23 protein-coding genes, 1 tRNA gene and 5 pseudogenes are annotated in these 20,789 nt (G+C 33.1%); 13 read left to right on the forward strand and 16 right to left on the reverse strand.

Features of this window, described 5'->3' with window-relative positions; all coding sequences use genetic code 11:
- Positions 1 to 50: 50 nt before the first annotated feature.
- Entirely contained in the window at positions 51 to 722 is a 672-nt protein-coding gene (yeiL, locus tag ACIGHG_RS11870; protein WP_336472913.1) for a transcriptional regulator YeiL, read from the reverse strand.
- 81 nt (positions 723 to 803) lie between these two features.
- Here yeiL and ACIGHG_RS11875 point away from each other — a divergent pair, with 81 nt between their 5' ends.
- On the forward strand, positions 804 to 1,976 hold the full coding sequence (locus ACIGHG_RS11875; RefSeq protein WP_336472914.1) for an MFS transporter: 1,173 nt from the start codon (positions 804 to 806) through the stop codon (positions 1,974 to 1,976).
- Positions 1,977 to 2,178: 202 nt separating this feature from the next.
- Here ACIGHG_RS11875 and ACIGHG_RS11880 read toward each other — a convergent pair whose 3' ends face one another.
- Positions 2,179 to 2,787 (reverse strand): methyltransferase, encoded by a 609-nt coding sequence (locus tag ACIGHG_RS11880; protein WP_336472915.1) that lies wholly within the window; start codon positions 2,785 to 2,787, stop codon positions 2,179 to 2,181.
- Between the two features lie 221 nt (positions 2,788 to 3,008).
- Here ACIGHG_RS11880 and ACIGHG_RS11885 point away from each other — a divergent pair.
- Positions 3,009 to 3,419 (forward strand): annotated as a pseudogene (locus ACIGHG_RS11885) (aquaporin); the annotation flags it as partial.
- A gap of 267 nt (positions 3,420 to 3,686) precedes the next feature.
- On the opposite strand, the gene adhP reads toward ACIGHG_RS11885, so the two are convergent.
- Positions 3,687 to 4,730: an alcohol dehydrogenase AdhP gene (gene adhP / locus ACIGHG_RS11890; protein WP_090919801.1), complete on the reverse strand. Its 1,044-nt coding sequence runs from the start codon at positions 4,728 to 4,730 to the stop codon at positions 3,687 to 3,689.
- Positions 4,731 to 6,751: 2,021 nt separating this feature from the next.
- Between adhP and ACIGHG_RS11895 the strand changes: the two genes are divergently transcribed.
- The 3 genes and pseudogenes from ACIGHG_RS11895 to ACIGHG_RS25685 form a co-directional block, all read left to right on the forward strand.
- Positions 6,752 to 7,084: a nitrous oxide-stimulated promoter family protein gene (locus ACIGHG_RS11895; protein ID WP_396548567.1), complete on the forward strand. Its 333-nt coding sequence runs from the start codon at positions 6,752 to 6,754 to the stop codon at positions 7,082 to 7,084.
- 116 nt (positions 7,085 to 7,200) lie between these two features.
- Positions 7,201 to 7,314: pseudogene (locus ACIGHG_RS11900) on the forward strand (IS6 family transposase); the annotation flags it as partial.
- Positions 7,311 to 7,409: pseudogene (locus ACIGHG_RS25685) on the forward strand (IS6 family transposase); the annotation flags it as partial. The pseudogenes ACIGHG_RS11900 and ACIGHG_RS25685, both read left to right, overlap by 4 nt.
- Positions 7,410 to 7,738: 329 nt before the next feature.
- Here ACIGHG_RS25685 and ACIGHG_RS11905 read toward each other — a convergent pair.
- Positions 7,739 to 8,047, reverse strand: coding sequence for a hypothetical protein (locus ACIGHG_RS11905; protein WP_396548569.1), 309 nt, complete (start codon positions 8,045 to 8,047; stop codon positions 7,739 to 7,741).
- 656 nt (positions 8,048 to 8,703) lie between these two features.
- On the opposite strand from ACIGHG_RS11905, the gene ACIGHG_RS11910 reads away from it, so the two are divergent.
- Together ACIGHG_RS11910 and ACIGHG_RS11915 are read left to right on the forward strand one after the other, a co-directional pair.
- Positions 8,704 to 9,285, forward strand: a complete 582-nt coding sequence (locus tag ACIGHG_RS11910; RefSeq protein ID WP_396548571.1) for a DUF3967 domain-containing protein — start codon at positions 8,704 to 8,706, stop codon at positions 9,283 to 9,285.
- 80 nt (positions 9,286 to 9,365) lie between these two features.
- Positions 9,366 to 9,521, forward strand: a complete 156-nt coding sequence (locus ACIGHG_RS11915; RefSeq protein ID WP_336472918.1) for a hypothetical protein — start codon at positions 9,366 to 9,368, stop codon at positions 9,519 to 9,521.
- A gap of 28 nt (positions 9,522 to 9,549) precedes the next feature.
- Here the strand turns inward: ACIGHG_RS11915 and ACIGHG_RS11920 are convergent.
- The 5 genes from ACIGHG_RS11920 to ACIGHG_RS11940 form a co-directional block, all read right to left on the reverse strand.
- Positions 9,550 to 9,620, reverse strand: a tRNA-Cys gene (locus tag ACIGHG_RS11920).
- A gap of 79 nt (positions 9,621 to 9,699) precedes the next feature.
- On the reverse strand, positions 9,700 to 9,867 hold the full coding sequence (locus tag ACIGHG_RS11925; protein ID WP_275857410.1) for a hypothetical protein: 168 nt from the start codon (positions 9,865 to 9,867) through the stop codon (positions 9,700 to 9,702).
- A 28-nt stretch (positions 9,868 to 9,895) separates the two neighbouring features.
- A complete protein-coding gene (locus ACIGHG_RS11930) occupies positions 9,896 to 10,117 on the reverse strand; it encodes a hypothetical protein (protein ID WP_336472919.1) in 222 nt (73 codons plus the stop codon).
- A 111-nt stretch (positions 10,118 to 10,228) separates the two neighbouring features.
- Positions 10,229 to 10,471, reverse strand: coding sequence for a hypothetical protein (locus ACIGHG_RS11935; RefSeq protein WP_336472920.1), 243 nt, complete (start codon positions 10,469 to 10,471; stop codon positions 10,229 to 10,231).
- Between the two features lie 14 nt (positions 10,472 to 10,485).
- On the reverse strand, positions 10,486 to 10,734 hold the full coding sequence (locus ACIGHG_RS11940; RefSeq protein ID WP_336472921.1) for a glutaredoxin family protein: 249 nt from the start codon (positions 10,732 to 10,734) through the stop codon (positions 10,486 to 10,488).
- Between the two features lie 166 nt (positions 10,735 to 10,900).
- On the opposite strand from ACIGHG_RS11940, the gene ACIGHG_RS11945 reads away from it, so the two are divergent.
- Positions 10,901 to 11,647, forward strand: coding sequence for a phospholipase A2 family protein (locus ACIGHG_RS11945; RefSeq protein WP_336472922.1), 747 nt, complete (start codon positions 10,901 to 10,903; stop codon positions 11,645 to 11,647).
- Positions 11,648 to 12,315: 668 nt separating this feature from the next.
- Here the strand turns inward: ACIGHG_RS11945 and ACIGHG_RS11950 are convergent.
- The 3 genes from ACIGHG_RS11950 to ACIGHG_RS11960 all read right to left on the reverse strand — a co-directional run bounded on the left by ACIGHG_RS11950 (position 12,316) and on the right by ACIGHG_RS11960 (position 13,746).
- A complete protein-coding gene (locus tag ACIGHG_RS11950) occupies positions 12,316 to 12,474 on the reverse strand; it encodes a YvrJ family protein (protein ID WP_336472923.1) in 159 nt (52 codons plus the stop codon).
- A 22-nt stretch (positions 12,475 to 12,496) separates the two neighbouring features.
- On the reverse strand, positions 12,497 to 13,414 hold the full coding sequence (locus tag ACIGHG_RS11955; protein WP_336472924.1) for a S8 family peptidase: 918 nt from the start codon (positions 13,412 to 13,414) through the stop codon (positions 12,497 to 12,499).
- Between the two features lie 83 nt (positions 13,415 to 13,497).
- Complete coding sequence (locus ACIGHG_RS11960) at positions 13,498 to 13,746, reverse strand: glutaredoxin family protein (protein WP_336472925.1); 249 nt, start codon at positions 13,744 to 13,746, stop codon at positions 13,498 to 13,500.
- 305 nt (positions 13,747 to 14,051) lie between these two features.
- On the opposite strand from ACIGHG_RS11960, the gene ACIGHG_RS11965 reads away from it, so the two are divergent.
- On the forward strand, positions 14,052 to 14,645 hold the full coding sequence (locus ACIGHG_RS11965; RefSeq protein WP_336472926.1) for a sigma-70 family RNA polymerase sigma factor: 594 nt from the start codon (positions 14,052 to 14,054) through the stop codon (positions 14,643 to 14,645).
- Between the two features lie 12 nt (positions 14,646 to 14,657).
- On the forward strand, positions 14,658 to 14,891 hold the full coding sequence (locus ACIGHG_RS11970) for a hypothetical protein (RefSeq protein WP_336472927.1): 234 nt from the start codon (positions 14,658 to 14,660) through the stop codon (positions 14,889 to 14,891).
- 66 nt (positions 14,892 to 14,957) lie between these two features.
- Here ACIGHG_RS11970 and ACIGHG_RS11975 read toward each other — a convergent pair.
- A pseudogene (locus ACIGHG_RS11975) lies at positions 14,958 to 15,524 on the reverse strand (tyrosine-type recombinase/integrase); the annotation flags it as partial.
- A gap of 87 nt (positions 15,525 to 15,611) precedes the next feature.
- Between ACIGHG_RS11975 and ACIGHG_RS11980 the strand changes: the two are divergent.
- The gene (locus tag ACIGHG_RS11980) at positions 15,612 to 15,668 is read left to right on the forward strand and encodes a hypothetical protein (RefSeq protein WP_336472979.1); all 57 of its coding nucleotides are present in this window, start codon (positions 15,612 to 15,614) and stop codon (positions 15,666 to 15,668) included.
- An 8-nt stretch (positions 15,669 to 15,676) separates the two neighbouring features.
- Here ACIGHG_RS11980 and ACIGHG_RS11985 read toward each other — a convergent pair whose 3' ends face one another.
- Positions 15,677 to 16,783, reverse strand: a complete 1,107-nt coding sequence (locus tag ACIGHG_RS11985) for a M20 peptidase aminoacylase family protein (RefSeq protein ID WP_396548577.1) — start codon at positions 16,781 to 16,783, stop codon at positions 15,677 to 15,679.
- 314 nt (positions 16,784 to 17,097) lie between these two features.
- Here ACIGHG_RS11985 and ACIGHG_RS11990 point away from each other — a divergent pair.
- Positions 17,098 to 17,571 (forward strand): annotated as a pseudogene (locus ACIGHG_RS11990) (N-acetyltransferase); the annotation flags it as partial.
- Between the two features lie 172 nt (positions 17,572 to 17,743).
- On the opposite strand, the gene ACIGHG_RS11995 reads toward ACIGHG_RS11990, so the two are convergent.
- Positions 17,744 to 18,613: an HD domain-containing protein gene (locus ACIGHG_RS11995; RefSeq protein WP_396548579.1), complete on the reverse strand. Its 870-nt coding sequence runs from the start codon at positions 18,611 to 18,613 to the stop codon at positions 17,744 to 17,746.
- 111 nt (positions 18,614 to 18,724) lie between these two features.
- Complete coding sequence (locus ACIGHG_RS12000) at positions 18,725 to 19,927, reverse strand: DUF418 domain-containing protein (RefSeq protein WP_396548581.1); 1,203 nt, start codon at positions 19,925 to 19,927, stop codon at positions 18,725 to 18,727.
- Between the two features lie 153 nt (positions 19,928 to 20,080).
- Between ACIGHG_RS12000 and ACIGHG_RS12005 the strand changes: the two genes are divergently transcribed.
- A complete protein-coding gene (locus ACIGHG_RS12005; protein WP_336472931.1) occupies positions 20,081 to 20,788 on the forward strand; it encodes a response regulator in 708 nt (235 codons plus the stop codon).
- The last annotated feature ends 1 nt before the right edge of the window (position 20,789 follow it).

The following is a 20,789-nucleotide window of genomic DNA, read 5'->3' on the forward strand; positions in this document are numbered from 1 at the left end:
TTTTCTTCCAATTACATTTTTTACTGCACAACATACTTTTATCTAAATGGTTACTTATTCTTCAACATCTCTGCAAGTTCATATAAAGAATGGTACTGTTTAATTTGATAGTATCGCCCTTCCTTTTGCAAATACCCTTTATCGCAAAATTGTGTTAGTACGTGCAATAAGTGACGATAGGATACACCTAGATAATCACAAACCGTTACGTGTTTCTCCTTATAAACCCCTTCATAAGCTGTTTGCAAAATAAAATCTGCAAGCCGGTTTTCAAGCGGAAAGGCAAGACTTTGTGAATACTTTGCAGCCATAAGTGTTGCCTTTATACTTAAAAACTTAGTTAATTCACGTAGAAATTTTGCATCTTCCATCAATTGTGTGCGACAACGATGAATAGGAAGAGCAAAACAAATGGTCTTCATTGATGCTTGAATTCCTTTTGTATAGTACACCTCATTAAATAATTCCATTTCTCCAATGTACTCATTTGTGTTAATAAAATTAATTAAGGAAACTTTTCCATTTTGATGTGTTACATATATCTTTGCTTTCCCTTCAATAACATAAAATAGAAAATCTGTTCTCATACCTTCTTGAATAATCCATTCATCCCGTTGATACTCGTGCACTTCCATAAACTCTTCAACTGGAAAAGAAAATAAATGCGCAATAGAACTCTTCTTCAACTGCAATTGCTTTTTCTCACCTTTGTAGATTTCCATAATCCACCTCAAAAATATGAGATATCTCATATTATTTTTACGTATTTACATGATAACATGCAAACTATGGGGGGATACAGCATGAACACACATCGCTGGATGAGTATACAGTTTTTTAGTTTTTTTATGACATGGGGAATTTTTCTACCCTATTGGACAGGATGGATGATTCATACAAAAGGAATTACGGTTCCTCAAGCTAGTTTGATTATGAGCTTAGGTTTAGTTGCAAGAGGCCTTTCCACATTATTTGCATTTCCTTATTTATCAGGGAAATTTAGTAGTAAAACCTTATTAAATGGGGCGGGAATCGGTACGCTTATTGCTATTCTGTGTTATATTCCGGCAAGTTCCTTTACCGGCTTACTTATAGTCACATTAGTATTCCATTTTTTTTATCCAACATTGATGCCTGCTTTAGATAGCGCTGCTGGCGTACTCGTACAAAGTAACCAATTAAAAGATTATGGGAGAAGCCGTCAATGGGGATCCATCGGGTTCGTCCTAGCCGGCATGATTTTATCTGTCTTTACGGGGATGCTTGGAGATGAAGTGATTTTATGGGCCCTGTTATTTGGCACAGTAATATTCGTGTGTCTTGGTTTTATGCGTGCACCTGTCATTCTATCTAAAAAGCCTCAATCAGACCAAACACAAAAAGAAGGCATGTTAAAATTATTTCATATCAAGCACTTTAGTTTGGTACTCATTATAGTAATTTTACTGCAAGCGGCACACGCTTCTTATTACAATTATGGTTATCTCTTTTTACAAGAAATCCATGCACCCAAATATTTAATAGGTATAATTATTAACATTGCCGTAATAGCAGAAATCATTTTTTTCTCAATCGCAGACCGAAAGTTTCATAACTTTTCAGTAGGCTCCTTGCTTGCACTGGCGGCACTTGGTTCTTCCGTACGTTGGATACTAGTATTTACCTTTCCTAATGTAATTGTTTTCTGTATCGCGCAAACCTTGCATGCATGCTCATTTGCTATGGGGCATTATGCCTTTATGAAATACCTAGTCAAAAACATTTCACATACACAGATTCCGCAAGCACAAGGCATATATTCAGCGCTGGCTCTTAGCTGGAGCACTGCCGTATTTACAATTTTCGGTGCCTATTTATACGAAATTGAGCCACGATATGCCTTTATTGGAATGATTGTTTGTACTATTCCATCAATGCTACTTGCACTTTTATATAGAAAACTGGAACTTAGAAAGGAAATTTTAATTTCTATTTAGTTCTTTTACCTAAAAAGCTGAGTAAATCTTCACTCAAAAATTAAGGCATATCTACAACCCTCGCCGAAAAATAGAGTTATAAGAAAATGAAGCAGGCTTATCCGTTCTGGATAAGCCTAGTCATTTTTTAATAAAACTTTGCTGTGTATGGAAAAACTCATTTACTTATGGTCCGATTCAGCGTAATTAATCCCAAAACCAACTACTCCCCCAACCGATACACCAAAAACCTCTCATTCAAATTACGCTCATATAAACCCGGCAATATCACTTCCTCTTTCAATTCAAACGAGGTTTGATGATCTAAAAAATAAATATAATCTTCTGATGGATAATACAAAATCAGATCTATTTCCCGTTCTGTCTGTTCTACCGAAAACAATATATTATTTATAACATTCATAAACACTTGCACCGAAAACGGATTAAAGAAGTAAAATTTATTATCACGCGGATCAATCTCGTACTCTTGTGCTAAGCAACATTGAAAGTGGATTTTATCTTTACCTTTTTTCTCTCTCTTTATATAACGACCTCGATTTTCCATCGCTTCTTTATAAAACGTCTCGTTCATTTCTATCCCTACAACCGACGCACGATAGAAATGATGAATATAAAAATTTAATCGTCCTTTCCCGCATCCAAAATCAACAACTCGGTCACTGCTTTTTAAGTCATATTGCGTAAATAATGTTTCGAGTGCGCAATATGGTGTTGGTTCATAACGATGATAATGTAAGGATTTGTTGAATCCTTTTTGCTCTCCTACTGTTTTTATATGTAACACTGCATCATAATATTGTTCGTTCATGTATTCAGCCTACTCTCTATGAAAGAAATCTTGATATAATCGAGACTCTGTTTGATTTTCTACGGAATTTTTCTACTGGCATGCAATCCAATTTTATCATATATGGGGCGTTCATATTTTTAAGCCGATGGGTATATGACGATACCTCTTGAAGGATCACAAGAAAGTCCATTAAGAGAAAATTCTAATCGAGCTCCCTTGTATTGAATTATCCGAATAGTGGTTTATCAGGAACTGTAACACTAATAACGATTTTACAATCTACTAGCCTGCCTTTAGATAATTTAAGACAAAATAGTTTTGGAAATTTAGATTTATGTGGAGCATTTTTAGTAAAATTCATTTTAACATTCGTGTTCATTCTAGTTATTGTTGCTGTAACGGGTAAAAAAGGAAATCTTTCTTTAATTGGACTTGTACTTTGTTTCACATTAGTATTAGTTCACTTATTAGGTATTCCGCTAACTGGAACATCTGTTAACCCTGCACGCAGCATTGCACCAGCTATATTCATTGGTAGCGAAGTAATCTCTCAACTATGGATATTCACCGTTGCTCCAATTCTTGGTGGTATTGTAAGGGAATTTATTTTAAATACCAAAAAAATAGAATATTCAGTATTTATAAGATAAAAAGGAGGATGTTCCAAAAGCCCCTTTAAATGACTAAAACCCACGGAGAAAATAAATTTTCTCCGTGGGTTTTGTTATTTTTCAGGTTTGCTTCCTCAAAACGAGCGATTCTTTTCCGCTTGTTTGATAAAGTTGTGGGCTATAGCGACTAGCCCGAACTCGATTCTTAATGAGTAGATTCGGTTCAATACTGGACTCAGGCCCAAGAAGCTACCTTTTTAATATTTACTAAGAGAATCGTACCAACGATGGTTAAAACAAAATAAATTATTTACACTCGCAATTACACTTGTGCTGTTTAAAATCAATTACCATACGACCTTGGATCTTACCTTGTTCCATTTCTTCGAATACATCTTGCACTTCATCTAGTGGGCAAGTTTGAACAACCGGCACTACTTTGCCTTCTGCACCGAACATAAATGCCTCCTCTAGATCCTTACGAGTACCAACTAGAGAACCAACTACTTCAATTCCGTCTAGTACAAGTCGTGGAATGTTTAAATCCATAGTTTCTACTGGTAAACCTACCGCAACTACTTTACCACAAGCGCGTACTGAATCAACTGCTGAGTTGAAGGCTACTTTAGAAACTGCTGTTACTACAGCAGCATAAGCTCCACCAAACACCTCTTGAATAATCTTGTCAGCAGGACCTTGAGTAATTGGATTAATAGTCATATCAGCACCAACCTCTTTAGCTAATGCTAATTTATCGTCATTGATATCTACTGCAATTACCTTTGCACCAAATACATTCTTAGCATATTGGATAGCTAGATTACCTAATCCACCACAACCGTAGATTACGATAGGTTGACTAGGTTTAATGTCTGATACTTTAATAGCTTTGTATGTAGTTACGCCTGCGCATGTAATTGATGATGCTTGAATAGGATCTAATCCTTCTGGTACTTTTACCGCATAATCAGCAGTAACGATACATTGTTCAGCCATACCACCATCTACTGTATAACCAGCATTCTTAACTTCACGACAGAATGTTTCTCTACCAGTTACGCAATACTCACAACGTCCACATGATTGGAACATCCATGCGATACTTACACGATCACCAATCTTAAGTGAAGTAACATCATCAGCAATTTTAGTAACAATACCTACACCCTCGTGACCAAGGATGCGGCCATCTGTGTTACCAAAATCATGATTCGCAACGTGTAAATCAGTGTGGCAAACTCCACAATACTCTACATCTACTAATGCTTCGCCTGAGCGTAACGGACGTAATTCTTTTTCAATAACTTCAATGTTTGCTTTGCTGTTTTTATTAACCACTACTGCTTTCATATGCGATTTCCCCTTTATTGTTTTAAAATTTTAATAAGTTAATCTTTACCAGTTGATCATAACATGTAATTTGAAACATAAATTGTGAAATATCGAACAATTTTTGAAATGTTATACAAAGGCAACATCTTCTACGCTAACTAGTTCAGAATCTTATAAAAAACCACACTCAAAATATTAATTTACTCAACTTTCGTACCAACAAAATAAGTGCGAAAATTCAGACATTTATATAAAGTGAAACTTTAATCAGTGGGGGTTTTCTTCATCCCCCACTGATTATTAGTTGAACCAATCGGGCTTTTACGGGCAGTTTATCTCCCACCTAACTTCTTTGCTTTCGTCGAATTTTGAGGTGGGAGTATTACTGCCCGTTAATGCGGGATAAAGAGGATTCGCCACCTCAGCATCAAGCTAACGAAATTAAACGCCCTACCTCATGGATAATTATAGAAGGGTAAAACTTTTGTTTTTTGGATATAATTTTATCTTACTACCATAATCCCCTTATCAGCAGTCCAAGTATGTAGAAACCTAAAAAAGTCCCTTCATATTATAAAGGGACTTGGCTCACACAAATGATCTGCACATCAGTTCATCTTTGATATACAGATCATTTGTATGATAATTTTTATAAATAATTGCTGAATATGAACTTACATTACTGCTTTTAAAAGTTCTGCTACTAATGGAAGTACTCCACCGATAAATTTTAAAACTGCCATTGCGATTGCCATATGATTTCCTCCTCTGGTCTGTACATTAATTCATCTTTGCTATACAGATCATTTTTATAAATAATTGCTGAATAACGAACTTACATTACTGCTTTTAACAGCTCTTGTACGAATGGAATGATTCCACCAATAAATTTTAAAACTGCCATTGCGATTGCCATATGATTTCCTCCTCTGATCTGTACATCAATTCATCTTTGTTATACAGATCATTTTTATAAATAATTGCTGAATAACGAACTTACATTACTGCTTTTAACAGCTCTTGTACGAATGGAATGATTCCACCAATAAATTTTAAAACTGCCATTGCAATTGCCATATGATTTCCTCCTCTGGTCTGTACATCAATTCATCTTTGCTATACAGATCATTTTTATAAATAATTGCTGAATAATGAACTTACATTACTGCTTTTAACAGCTCTTGTACGAATGGAATGATTCCACCGATAAATTTTAAAACTGCCATTGCAATTGCCATATGATTTCCTCCTCTGGTCTGTACATCAATTCATCTTTGCTATACAGATCATTTTTATAAATAATTGCTGAATAATGAACTTACATTACTGCTTTTAACAGCTCTTGTACGAATGGAATGATTCCACCGATAAATTTTAAAACTGCCATTGCGATTGCCATATAACTTCCTCCTCTTTCTTGTTGTTAAGATGTGATTCATCTTTATACTCTTATTATAGTAAGCGCTTACATTTTTATCAATACATTTTAATATGCAATATTACATATTAAAATGCGTTTTAAATTCTCTTCCTTATTGGGGTATCGCCGCATCCCCATCAAGCTAATATTTTAAGGTACCCCCTAAACGAAATTTTTATCTCTTGACAGTTATTCATGTAAATTCAGCTCGTTTTTTTCGTTTTGGAGAACAACCGATACCTTAACTTGATGGCCCAACAAAACGCGGATTCCATACGTTAAGGCTGAATTACTTGATATAACAGTAAGCGTCAAACTGTCCCTACCAATAGAATCAGTTCCATGTCAAAATAGATCAATCAATAGCGTGGAAGAATCGAGTGGACGCTTGTCGTTCCAGTGGTTTAAGCATCCGAAGCTCGTAAGAAAAAGAAAGATGTTTATTTAAGTCTTAATGCGTTCGCTTTTACTGTTGGTTATGATTGGTAGGGACATTCTCCATTAATAATTTGTAGGAAAGAGATAAACGTTAGAAAAACTGTCAATGAAAATTCATGTAAACCCTCTAAAAAAGTCTTACAATCAAAGCAGGGAGACTTTGGAACGGGAGGCACTAGCCATGAATCGAATTGAACGTGAAGAGAAAACAATTAGCATTATGATTGATATGTATTGTAAAAACGAACATGAACAAGATACTATATGTGAAGAATGCCAGAAGTTAAAAGAGTATGCTTATTTTCGTCTATCAAAATGTCCATTTCAAGAGAAGAAGCCAGCATGTCAAAATTGCAAAATTCATTGTTATAAACCAGATATGAAAGATTTCGTTAAGGATGTTATGAAGAAGAGCGGACCGAAAATGATTTTAAAACATCCATATTTCGCGGTCATGCATGTTGTTGACACAATGAAGAAGGCTCCTGACTTATCAAAAAGAAAAAAGAGCTAAAAGAAAAACGGGTTGTCTAACAAGCCCGTTTTTTCTTTTATTAACGTAAACGGTTCTGTTGCAAAGTTTTCTACATGAAGCTACACTCTAGAAAACAGAATCTAGGAGAATCAGGCATGAGATATTTTAAAGGAAAACAATTAAAGAAAGAAATTATTTTAGTAGCTGTCGGCTACTACTGCTGTTTTTCTTTAAGTTATCGCGATGTCTCTGAAATTCTGAAAGAGAGACCATTCATGCCCTATATAAACAAAGGCGAAGTCTTCAAAGAGACTCCGCCTTTTCAACGTACAATGAACTTCAACAATTACTAGCTACTTCCTAAACATTGTTCCTCATTTACCAACCTGTTTATGCTTTTTTCAAACTTTGCAACAGAACCTTCAAGAATCTATTATGTTAACGATACAAAAAGGACTGTAAAATTTAGACAGTCCTTTTGAATTCTTATTTAAATAAAGCATGCGTTAGTTCAATAAGATATTTGTTGTCTATGTGTTAAAATGTTAAAAATGCTTACCAACTTCCAAAAGAATAAGGATCGAAAAATTGCAATATTAACCTTATTTTTAGATAGTGCTTAAATTATTTCGGATGATTTCTCGTCCGCACCTGTCTAATCGTCAACTTCGAGTAAGAGGCTCTGATAATCGTTTATAAAGTCATGCACCAGCATAACGGATCACTTCCACCACAATGAGGGCAACAACCTCCTGTATAAGTAATTCTAATTTGATCTGAATGAAGTACATAATAATCAGTAATTGGTTCGACGCCAGGGATCTCTATCCCGCCTGGAATCGCTGGCAATATAACCTCCCGCACTGTCATGTCCGACCACTTACCGTTCCAGGAACAAATACTGCACTTTAATATCTCTTCCGAAAAATTCGGAGCATTTTTGATGACAATGATACATTCTCTACTATAGGTGTTACAATTAGGACAATCGTGTACTTTCACGAATCTCCACCTCTCATCAAATTTAAAACTTTTCACGTACCTTCTTTTTATTATTCTTTTTTACAGTCAATTAGTCCTTTTTGGGTGTTTTTGCCCATCCCCCTTTTCGGGGGATAGGCAAAAACACCCTATGACGGTAAAGAAGTATATCTTGTTGACTTCGAATCAAGCGACAATGTAACAGTAGGTGGATTTCTTGTTTATGTAGATATAGAGACTAAATTAAAGACTTATTAACTTCCGAATTCGAGAATTATGTAAATGAGCTGTCCATATGGACGGCTTATTATTTTTTTCTAGCGTGGGGTTTTTCTGAAATGCTGACAGTATCCCAACTATAAATAGTGATACATAAGCAAGCTGAGAAGCTTCCAAAAGGACCTGTAAGCTTGGGTTTCGAGAAAAGGGTGTTAACTATTAAAAAACAAAAAAACTCTAGGAAGCTCTCTATGGGTCTGAGAGAGGCTGATAAATTAATAACAATATTTTTGCTAGGGGACGTTTTAAAGAGTTATGAGAAGGATCCTATGATCGAGGACAAGAAATCCTGGGCAAGGAAGAGTAGATTTAGATCAAGTCTATTTAAAATGCTAAGATAGAGGAGTTATAACCGTTATAACGAATTTGAAATACTAAAAAAGGAGGTTATAACTATTATGACTCCTGTAATTTATGAAAATGTATCCCAAGTTGCTAAAAGATTAAAAGTATCACCATCTACGGTTAAAAAATATTATTTATTAATTGAGAGTTATAACTGTTATGCTTTTAAAAGGGATGAAAGGGAACGGGTTATTTTTGATGATTATGATGTTGGGTTATTACAAAGGTTAGTAGAATTAAAAAGTATGCCACAAGTTACATTGGAAGATGCTTGTAAATTACTTTTAGAAGAGGAAGGATTAACAGTTAAGATTACAGATATGACCGTTATAACTCCTGGATCGGATGATTTGAAAGAATTATTACAAGAACTAAAAAGGACAGTGGAGTTACAACAAAAACAATTACAGAATCAAAATGAACAAATAGCTCAACTAACAAATTTATTGGAATCGCAACAAAAATTATTAACTCATTCTAATAATATAGAGAAACAACAGGTTACTGATCGTGATAAAGCTGTTATGACTGTTATGCGAGAACTTCAAGAAGTAAAACAGATGGTTGCGGCAAGTAATGAAAAGAAATGGTATCAATTTTGGAAGCATTCCCTTGCTATATATATGTTAAGGTAAAAGAAAATTACTTTTAATTGATTTCTAAATTATATGAGTTAGGTATTAAATTTTTTTATATTTTAAAGGGGTGTTTTACTTTGTTTGAAAAAGATATAGATTTAAAATTGTTTTTGGAAAACTTGGATCCTAGTATTAAAAAGGAATTAGAAAAAGAGAGAAATGAAGTTGAAAAAATATCTCCTGGATTTTTTGAATTTATTGAGGGGGATAATAAAAAAACAGAGGATGATTAATATTAACTTGTTTTGATGTTATATAAAAAGGCGATAGCCGGATTTGAACCGGCAATCAAGGTTTTGCAGACCTTTGCCTTACCATTTGGCTATATCGCCATGTTTTACGTTCTTGTTTTTTAAGCAAGAACGTAAAAATATGTTGTGTTGAACATTAGAAAAGAGATGTAATCTTTGACTATCCAATAATAGGACTACATCCACAAGAAGCGATTTCCGTATAGTAGTCAGGCATTGCGCATCCATAACATGATGCATTATTGATACAACAGTCGCGATGTTTTTTACAAATTTGATAATGAGAGCAAGTAGTTGCTTGTTCTGTTAATTTCTTTTCATGATGCATGTATAACACCTCCTTTCATTTGCTAGTTTTAAGCAATCATAATTTTTTGACCATCTAGTATTGTTGCTATGATAATTTGTTTTGTTTTTTCTTTTAGAAAAATGATTTCAATTGATTCATTATGATAACTGAGGATTAGCATTGTCATCTTTTCTTTTGAATTAGTAATGTATTCTTGTGCAAGCTTTATTTTATATTTTGCTAAGTTTATGTTTATAAAGTTTGAAATTTTATCAGTTAGTTGTTGCATGTTATTTGTTGCATAGAGGTTTTAAATTAAGTTTATAATTTCTTCTTTTTTTAATATTCGATTTTGTATCATTAAGAACACCTTTCTGTTCTTTATATTTTTTAAAGAGAATTATTTCATTTGTTTATCAAAAGAAAATTTATCTTTTTCATATGAGCAACATTCACAAATTTTCACATTGTATGTTTTCTCTATGAATTTTTTCATTTCTCTATGTCTTTTTGAGTATTGAATAGCTATATCTTGATAGAATCCTTTATCACATTCTTCGCAAGTTTCAATGCATTTGCTTATGTTTAATAAATCTATTTTTAATTCGTTATATCTAATTATATTGCTTTCTATATTATTCATATTTCACATCCCATTTAAATCTGTAATATTTTACGTATTTTTTTTATATTTAAACCTTTAATCGTTTCTTCTGTATCATTGTTTTTGATTACAATGTAAGGAATAGCTTTTTGAGGATCGTATTGTTCAAGTTCTTTTGCATATTTTTCATCTTTTATGTTTTTAGAAGTGAACTCAATATCATGTTTTTGGAAGAATGTTTTTAATCCATAACAGTACATACAAGAAGGACTTATATAAGCTATAATTTCTTTTTTTATCATTTTTTTATCTCCTTTTTACTTTTATATATTTAAAAGAGAATTCTAGGATGTAAAAATCAAAGTTTAAAAAATCTATATTATCTTTTGATTTTGGATTGTTAATTTTCTCTTTAATAAATGAACGGGCAATAGAGTTCAAATTTAATAGAGAAAAGGAGCATGTTTTATGCAAGGTATTTTAGATGGAAAGTTTATATCTCCATTAGAAACAACTTTTTTGATGGAGAAAGTGAAAGAAAAAAAGGAGTTTGGTTTAATCGTTGATATGTTGAGTAAGCATCAACAAAATTTTTCAGCAAATCAATTAGGAGTAGTAGTATCTTATGAATTTGATCAACTTAACTATGCTACTGAATTAGCTCATATTAAAGTTGTTACTTTAGAAACAAAAGACCGTACTGTTTCAGTTTCTTATATTCAAGTTACAACAGCTGATAAGGTATCAGAAGTATTTAATGGGAAAGTAGTTACAGATACTGATGAGTATAAAGGTTTTATTGCGCAAGATGGACAAGTTCAACTTTCTTTCTCTAGACCTTATGAAGGTGAATTAGATTATCAAATTTCTTTAGATGTTCCAAATAATCCAGGATATGAAGCTGGTAAAATTACAGTTGAAAAAGCATTTGATTGGATTGATGGTAAGTTTTGTTTAGATAATGAAGATGCTGGAAAGCTTTATCGTCATTGTGGACCAGGTTGCGGAGATGGCATGGGTTTAGGTGGAGGAACGCCTATTAATTCAATTGATAGTTGCTGTCGTGCTCATGATCGTTGTTGGAGTAATTTTGGTAACGGTGATAAATGTTGTGATAAAACTCTTGCAAGTTGTATTGACCCGTACCAAAATCAAGATTATTGGAGTTGGTTACAAATTAATTCTTATTTCCAGCCTAGAGGTTGGTTGTGCTAATAATTAAACATAATAAAAAACCGCTGATTAATCAGCGGTTTTTTTATTATGTTTTAATGAATGTATTTATTACTTAGGGTAGCGTCCCGAAAATGCGGATTTACAACGGTAAGTTGTTTATATCATTAAAAACGAATAATTTAACAACGATAAGGATTTTGAAACAAGTCATATGAGACACTCTTAAGCCTTACTTCAAGCAAAATCAATTGAGTATCAATTGAGTATCAATTGAGTAAACCTTATTGATACAAGGGTTTCTACCTTAACGTTGTAAATCCGCAAAATCCTGATGCTATCCCTACTTAAAAAGGAATTTTTTTGTATTAGTTTTTTGTTAGTTGTAATATTATTTTATGAAAGGTGGGATTTGTATTAAAAAGCTATCAAGTTTGGTTCCTTTTATTTTGTTATTAGTGGCTATAGTTTTATTGGGGTTATATTTATTTACAGGAAATAGAATAATTGATGATAATTTTTTAATGTCTACAACCTTATTAGTTTTGATCTTAACATTTATCACGTCATTATTTTCGAAGAAAGACTTTTTTCAAAAGGTTTCATGTATTATATCTGTACTGTTATTTATCATTTTTCTTGTGTATTTTGCTGTTTCTTTAATATTTTGGAATACACCATAAAAAGGCAACTATATTTAGTTGCCTTTTTTAATTTCTTATTCGAATGACTTCTTTTAATCGATCAATTGCTTCTGTTAATGTTTCAATTTTCTTTTCAAATCTTACTAATAAATAAATTGCTAGTGCAACTGGAAAACCAAAATTACTAATAATCATTATTAATGTTTTTATTTCTAGCATATCCATTTTCGTTCTCCTTTTTGTTTAGTTATTTTAATTGGATTAATCCATAACCTTCTTGTGTATTTGGAAATCCTAGTCGTTGAGAATGAACAATTAGGTAGGATTTTACCAGATAGGGAAGTATTTCGGGTTCTTGTTTACCTATTATTTTTATTATAAGTGCTATTGCTCCTGTTACATGAGGTGCGGCCATAGATGTACCTGATAGTTGAACATAGTTGTTATTTAGATGAGTGGAAATAATATTTTCTCCTGGAGCAACAAAATCTAAATTAATATTTGTATTAGAGAATTTGGAAGGTTTTTTATCTTTTGTAATTGATCCTACTTGAATTACTTCTTTATAGAATCCAGGATATGAAATTTCATTTGTATTTTCATCTCCATCTCCTTCATTTCCAGATGCAGCTATTAGAAAAATTCCTTTTTTCTTTGCTCTTTTTATTGTTGTATAAAGCTTTTTATCAGGTAATGAACCACCTAAAGAAATGTTTATTATGGATACTTTCTCTTTATTTGGGCCTTCCCAGTTTATTGAGAACTCAATTGCTTTGATTAAATTTTCATAACTTCCTATACCATTTTTATCAATTACTTTTAAAATGAGTAATTTACTTTCTGGAGCTACACCTACAATTCCTTTTCCGTTATCACTTGCTGCAATAATTCCTGCTACGTGAGTTCCATGTCCTCGATAATCTTTGTAGATATTTGGGTTGTTATTATCATCTTTTGTGAAATTATATCCACTTATGATATTTTCTTTTAAATCTGGGTGATTTATTTCACAACCTGTATCAATAATTGCTATTACAATACCTTTTCCTTTTTCACTAATTCCCCAAACATCTATTGCTTTGATCATTTCAATACCTTCAGGTATTTTTTGTGTATTTTCATATAGAGTTTTAGTCTGTATTGGTTTTAATGTGATTTCTGTCATAGTCATTTCTCCTTCTTCTTTTTATCTGTAAAAGTGAAGTTAAAATGGAAAAAATAAAAATCGGCACATTTTTGTGCCGATTTTTATTTTATAAATGTTTTTTCTAGTTTTTCTTTATTAAAACCAACAATTTTTTGTTCTGTTTTTGTTTCAAAGTCTTTAATAATTATAAGTGGAATACCTTGTGCATTGTATGTTTGGAATTCAGTTTTAACATCATTTTGATTTACGTCTTTCATAGCATATTTAATGTGTTTTTTTTCTAGCCAATTTTTTAGCATTATACAAAAGTGACAGTTATCATTACCATATACAGTGACTGTTTTTTTCATTGTATTTCCTCCTTGTTTACATATATCCTATATACATTTTTAAAAGAGGAGAAACATCTTAAAAAATCAAAAAAATCGTTAAAAAAATTATAATTTTTGTTGATTCGGATTCTGTTTTTTAAGATATAGAAATTATTAAATGAAATACTGTTAAATTATGAATTCTTTTCTTTTCTTTCTAATGAAAAGATGGGATAATATAGAAATAGAACAGGAACATTTGTTCGTTTTTTTGTGTCTATTTTTGATTTTTATATGTTTCATTTCTCTTTTATTGTTGTAGGGAGTTATGAGGAGGGAGTTTTATGGGGAATAATCAACTTGATGTATTTTATGAGAAGTATCAAGATAAATTAAATCAGCCCATTGTTGAAAGTTTTTTGAGAGAAGATGAAAATTATGTTTTGTTTAAAAATGCAATTATAGATCCAACTGAAAAAAATAAACAAAGGTTAGATTTAGTTTTTAAACAACATTATAAAAAGGTAAAAATGATTAGTTACATTAGTAAACTTATATATTTTTATTCAATTGATTTTGATAAGAAGATTTCTCTTAATAAACAAAGACAATTATTAAATCTTGATACCCCCATTTCTACAGAAGAAAATAATATTACTTCAAAACTTGATGTTTTGGCATCTTCAAAAGAGGATTTAACTTATTTAGAATTTGAAAATATACAGGAAGATATTCAAGAGCATATTTCTAACGAAGTTTTATTTGCATCTTTAAATTTTTTATCAGACAAGCAACTGAAGATTTTAAAATTACTTTATATAATTAATTATAACAACAAGGAAGTTGCTGAATTGCTAGGTGAGTCAGAACAAACTGTTTCTTATAATCATAAAAAAGCCATTGAAAAATTAAGACAGTCTATGAATTTAAAAAGATGAGGTGTAATTAGAATGATGGTAATGCCAAATTTTAAATTTTCAAGTGACGATAATTTCGAAGAAATTTTAAATTTATTTTTACCTAAAATAAAAAAAAGTTTAAGAAATACACCACTTCAAGAAAGAGAAGATTTAGAACAAGAAATTAAACTAAAGATATATGAAAAGATAGATGTTTTTAATGGTTTTTCAGCACCTGGTTTCTTTGACTTTATAGAGGGAATTACCGGAGAATCTAAATTTTAGGTTTATTTTCATAATATAGGAACTGATGATTTTATATAGATTAAAATCATCAGTTTGGATTAAAGTATAAAATGTATCTAACACATGGTCTTTTTCTTCTTTATTAATCCCAATATATTTAAGGGTAATTTGTGGTGTACTGTGATTCAGTATATCTTGTAACATCGCCACATCTTTTGTTTGTTTATAGAACCAATAGCCGAAGGTTTTGCGCATGGTGTGGGTATCAATGGATTCTACACCAGCAAAATCTCCGGCTTTTTGCAATTGTCGATAGGTCTGGATTTTACTAATGGGTCAATCTCCTTTACGAGAAGGGAATAACCAGGTATTTTCTACTGTTTGGGCGTATTGATATACTTCGTTAAAAATAGAAGTAAGATTAACCATCCGTTCTTTCTTGGTTTTTCCTTCTTTTATTTTTAATTCTTTTCTACGTTTTCGTTTTAATTTTAAAATCATATGAGTTTCTAATTGAAGTAGATCACTTACTCGTAGACCTGTATTGATCCCAATCATGAATAAGATGTAGTCTCTTTCTGAACAGTGACGTTTAAGAGCCCATTTCATATCTTCAATTTGTTCTTTACTTCGGATGGGTTGGACATCAATGAGATGTGGTTTTTTATCCATGGGTTTCTGCATCTCTTTATTTATAGTGTTTTGAATGTATACTTTTCTTTCTGATTTAAAAGAAAATCGAAAAGCTTCAGCATATACATTTTTTTAGCATCAGGATTTATTATATTTGTTGCAATCTATACTTTCATTTTTTAAAAACAATACTATTTCAAAACTTCCAATACCGTTTGCTTCAAGATTTGTACGCCATCTAATATACAACCTCGGTCAAACGTCATATGAGGATGGTGTAACCCTGGTTTTAAATTCGCACCTAATCCTAGCATGACCGCTTTTAAATGAGGCCTTTTCACCGTATAATAATGAAAATCGTCACTTCCCGCTGTGCGAAGCGGTGCGGTGCAACCTTCTACTCCATATGTTTGCAGAATCCCCTTACGAAGGAACTGTTCCGCTTCCTCCGATACCACTGCCCCAGGTACATAATCGACCCAATCATAAGAAATCTTTACACCCATTGATTCAGCTGATTGAATAACTTTTTCTATCTTTTTCTTTAACTCTTCCAACAGTAAATTGCTTTCTGCCCTTACATCTAAAGCAAAATGAGCGTTCCCTGGAATGATATTTAAACTTTCACCGCCTGCTTGGCATCTCGTCATTTTAACGGAATAGGAATATTGCGGTGAAAGCCATATATTTTTCAATCCAATATTAATCATCGTAATGACATCGATTGCGTTCGTACCTTGGTGTGGCCGTGCACCATGAGCGTCAGTTCCAATTATATGAGCTTCTAAGAAGTCAGCCGCCCCGTGCCGGATAGATGGTGCTGCTTGCTTCAATGATAATTCCTCTACCGGTCGTAAGTGAATACCAAATAGGAAATCGACATCATCCACAACACCTTTCTCCACCATTTTCAGAGCTCCACTTCCCTTTTCTTCTGCAGGCTGGAAAATAAATCGAACTGTTCCTGTTTTCCAATCCGCCTGTTTTAACTGTAAAATGAGCCCCATCACAACCGTCATATGTGCATCATGGCCGCATGAATGATTTGCTTTAAACTCTCCATCTACTTCTTGCCATAATGCGTCCATATCACCTCGAACCGCGACAACCGGTTTCCCGCTCCCCATTTCTGCGATTACACCTGGACAATCATCAAATATTTTATATGATATTCCTTCTTCTTCAAGAAATTTAGTAATATAGGCCGTTGTATTGTATTCCTTCCAACTTATTTCAGGGTTCTCATGTAAATGTTGAAAAATCTCACTTAACCGATCCTGCAAATCTATTTTTTTCAACGTCTTGCTCTCCCTTCTAAAATCGCAACTATTCTTTTAAAACTATATTGGACGCTAAACAACCTTTTTTATTGATAACAATTCTGCTTCCCAAAAACATATTGAATATTCTTTCAAATGTCAAGAAATTCTACTTGGAGAAGAACACAAAAAGAAACAGATAATTCACAATTGTTCTCACGTTTTTTTGAAATATAATGTGAGGAAGTACCAGAAGAGAAATTAACATCACCGTTTTATTCCATCATTCCTTTATGAGGTTTTATCTCCATAATCTCACTCATATAACTATGTAACATCAGCTATCTCAAATTCACAAACTCATTGTCTTTCGTGCGCTCTTAGTTCCGCCTCTTGATGAAGAACATTTAGGATTAGATATCGGCTTAACAGATGAGGAACTAGAACGTGTCATCTATCAAGAAGTTTCAAATGTTCATCCAACTTACCAAGGAAACGGACTTCAAAAAATATTAGCGAAAGTGATTATGGAGCAATTAAAACAGTCTGATCACAACTATGAGTATGTTTGCTGCACCGTTGCGCCGTTTAATATCCCTAGTTTAAAAGATAAATTTGCTCAAGGTATGGAAGTTGCTACGCTAAAAGAAAAATATAACGATCGGTTGCGGTATGTGTTTGTGAAAGAGTTGTCGGGTGAGAGACAAAGAGAATGGGTGAATATAGAAAGGCTTCTTATAAGTGATATTGCTGGGCAGAAAAGGTTGCTGGCGAAAGGTTATCGTGGGTATGAGATGGAGTTTTGTAGTGGGGAGTATTGGGTTTGATTTGGGAAGTAAAATAACAATAGCACATTTTCTAATATTATTTATCCGAAGAAATAAAAAGGTGAGATACTACTATCTGTAGTGTATCACCTTTTTCAATGAGACGTCCTTCTTAGAAAACATAGAGAGAGCTTGATAATTTGTTCCCTACTCTTTTAGTTGTATGCCCTCTCTATAACTTCGAACAGCTTCTTAAGTAATACTGATAAAATAATTCATCAGACCACCCCATTCGATGCTTTAGCTCAGTTAAATATGCTAATAAAATAAATGGACCATCTGAATTGAACTCAAAAGAAACTCCTCTTTCTTGCAGATCATTTGCTAACGGAGTGATCATTTCCATATTTCCACTACGATAAATCGCCTCACCAGCAATAGAAACTTCCTTCACAAATTTTAATAGACCTCTTTCATGCAATTTCGCTTTTTGTGACTCATAAATGCCATACGCACAACTGAATAATACATCGATGTCCTTCAACGTAAGTGTTTCTTTTCCAATGAATAAATTTTGTGTTTCTTTTTCGAACACCCGAATAATTGGAATGTCCTGCTTTTTTTCTTTCAAAGCATGCAAGATACTCATGTAATACCATGATTGATCACGTTTTCCACGCTTAAAACGTGACCATACTTGATCTTCTTCTCTTTCTACGTCCTCTTGAATGGACCGTAAGTTATGTAATTTATCTGCGATGATTAAAGTAATCTCTTCATTCGAACGGTGTGGAAGAGATAGGATAGTATGTTTTTTTCTTTCTTCCCATGGCAACGATTTCTCTGGCTCTGAAGCCGCCTGAACCAATTTCAACACTTCTTCGCCAAAATGCTCACACAACTCAGCCGCGGTTGTATTCGTATCTTCTAAAGTATCGTGCAATAACCCTGCAGCAATCACTTCATCACGCTGCTTTGCTTTCTGTAAAATGAGTGCTACTCCAAATGGATGGATAATATATGGAATGTTAGTACCTTTGCGCATTTGGCCTTTGTGCTTAATCGCAGCAAACTGCATCGCTTTCTCAATTAATCTGCTCATGTACCTCATCTCCTTTATTTATATTCATAACATAAACACCGCTCAGAATAAAATCTTCCGAGCGGTGTTTACTTCTCCAACCACATGTTAATTTACATTTTCTTCCGATTATTAAAGCCCTTCAACTTTACTAGAAACTTCTTTTACAGTTAACACTTCCTTAACTCGGACACGCCCATCCCATGAGAAGTTTGTCCACATTCTTAACAATGTTTCTACTGGGCCTCTACTAAATCTTCTCAAGTAATAGTGGCTGGCAACCGCCTGAACGGCATAAATTACAATCGCTAAAATAACGCTCAAAATCATGCCCATCTTACCAAATTGCCCAAGACCATATCCATAAAAAATGGATGTACAAATAACCGTTTGCATTAAGTAATTCGTCAGCGACAGTTTTCCGATATTTTCAAAGACCCTTCGAAGCATCCATTTAGATGATTTTGTATAAAAATAGGCAAACAGAAAAATATACCCAAGTGACAACAAATTCTTTCCAAGCATATCACCTACACCTACCCAATCGTTTTTAGGCGCTAAGTAAGGCATCAGCTTTAAAACAAGACTGATTGGGATGAATAGAAAAATCCCTTTCACATACAACGAGCGTTCCTTTATCGGATTCGCAAACCAATTTACCTTTGCCGCATACATCCCGAATAAAAATAATGGTGCAGACATAAATGGCAAAAACAAGAAAACAAATAAGTAAAACTCATCTGGCAAATCTAACGGATCTTCATTGAGTCGATGCTCTTTAATTTCTGCATAACTTCCACTTCCATAAACCTTCTTCGTTTGTTCAATATAATGGGCCATTTTTTCTTTCTCCTTGGCCGTCTCTTCCATATGTCCATACCCCATGAATGAAGTAAGGACTAATAGAATAATTCCCCAAACCATCAATGTTTTCTTCTTGCGGTTTAAAAATAGTAATAGGAAAAAACCCATCAATCCGTAAAAGGAAAGAATATCTCCTTCCCATAAAAAATGACCGTGTAACAATCCAAGAACAAAAAGAAATAAAAAGCGTCTCACAAAATACCGTTTTACCTTTACCCCTTTTCGCTCAAGACTTTCCTTCATTTTAATCATTGAATAACCAAATAGAAACGTAAAAATAGGCATGAAACTACCTTCTATCAGAACTTTTACAGCTTTATAAACTCCTAGATTTGCCGTAGATAATGAATAAAAATTAATTTCATCCTTACCAAATATTCCGTACTGAAAAATCAACATATTAGCCAACAATATACCTAATAAACTAAATCCCCTTATACCATCAACTGTAGAAACTCGATATTTATCCATTTTTTATCCCCTTACATGTTTTTGCTACTTTTAATTTACAATTTTAACCTTTCTATTAACGAAACAAGAGATTAACATTTCATAAACCTTTTTTACTTCCGTTCAAGTTCTCGTAATGTTCGTATGCTAATATAGTTACCGAGGTGGATAAGAATGGAAAACAAAAGTATTTTGCTTGTAGACGACGAAAAAGCTATTGTAAAAATGATTGAAATGGTGTTAAGAAAAGAAGGATTCAGCCATATTTATACTGCACATACAGCTACAGATGCTTTAGCAATTCTAGAAAAAAATTCAATTGATATGATCGTGCTAGATGTTATGCTTCCTGATTATAGTGGATTTGAATTATGCCCAAAAATCCGTGCAATTTCAAATGCTTATATTTTATTCTTAACAGCTAAAGTATCGGATCTTGACGTCTTAACTGGATTTGCGATTGGCGGAGATGATTACGTCACAAAGCCATTTAACCCACTCGAGATTGCAGCGAGAATTAAAGCGCATTTTCGTAGAACTTCATCCGTAGAAATTTCACGAATCCTTAACAAGAAGAAGCAATATAACTTCGGAAGGTTTTTAATAGATGAAGACAAAGGAGAATTATTTGTGAACGGTCAGCCAGTTTCTTGCCCGACCCAAGTATATTTACTTTTATTGTATTTGTGCAAACACCCAAACAAAGTATTCTCAAAATCCGAACTTCTAGAAGCCGTTTGGGGATTTACCCATTACGTAGATGATAATACCGTATCTGTCCATGTAAGACGAATTCGAGAACGAATTGAAGAAGATCCAAGTCAACCGCAATTTTTATTAACGGTCCGTGGCCTCGGATACAAACTGGTTCAGGAGAAATAAT

Source organism: Bacillus sp. NPDC077411, assembly GCF_044543425.1.
GTDB lineage: Bacteria > Bacillota > Bacilli > Bacillales > Bacillaceae_G > Bacillus_A > Bacillus_A bruguierae.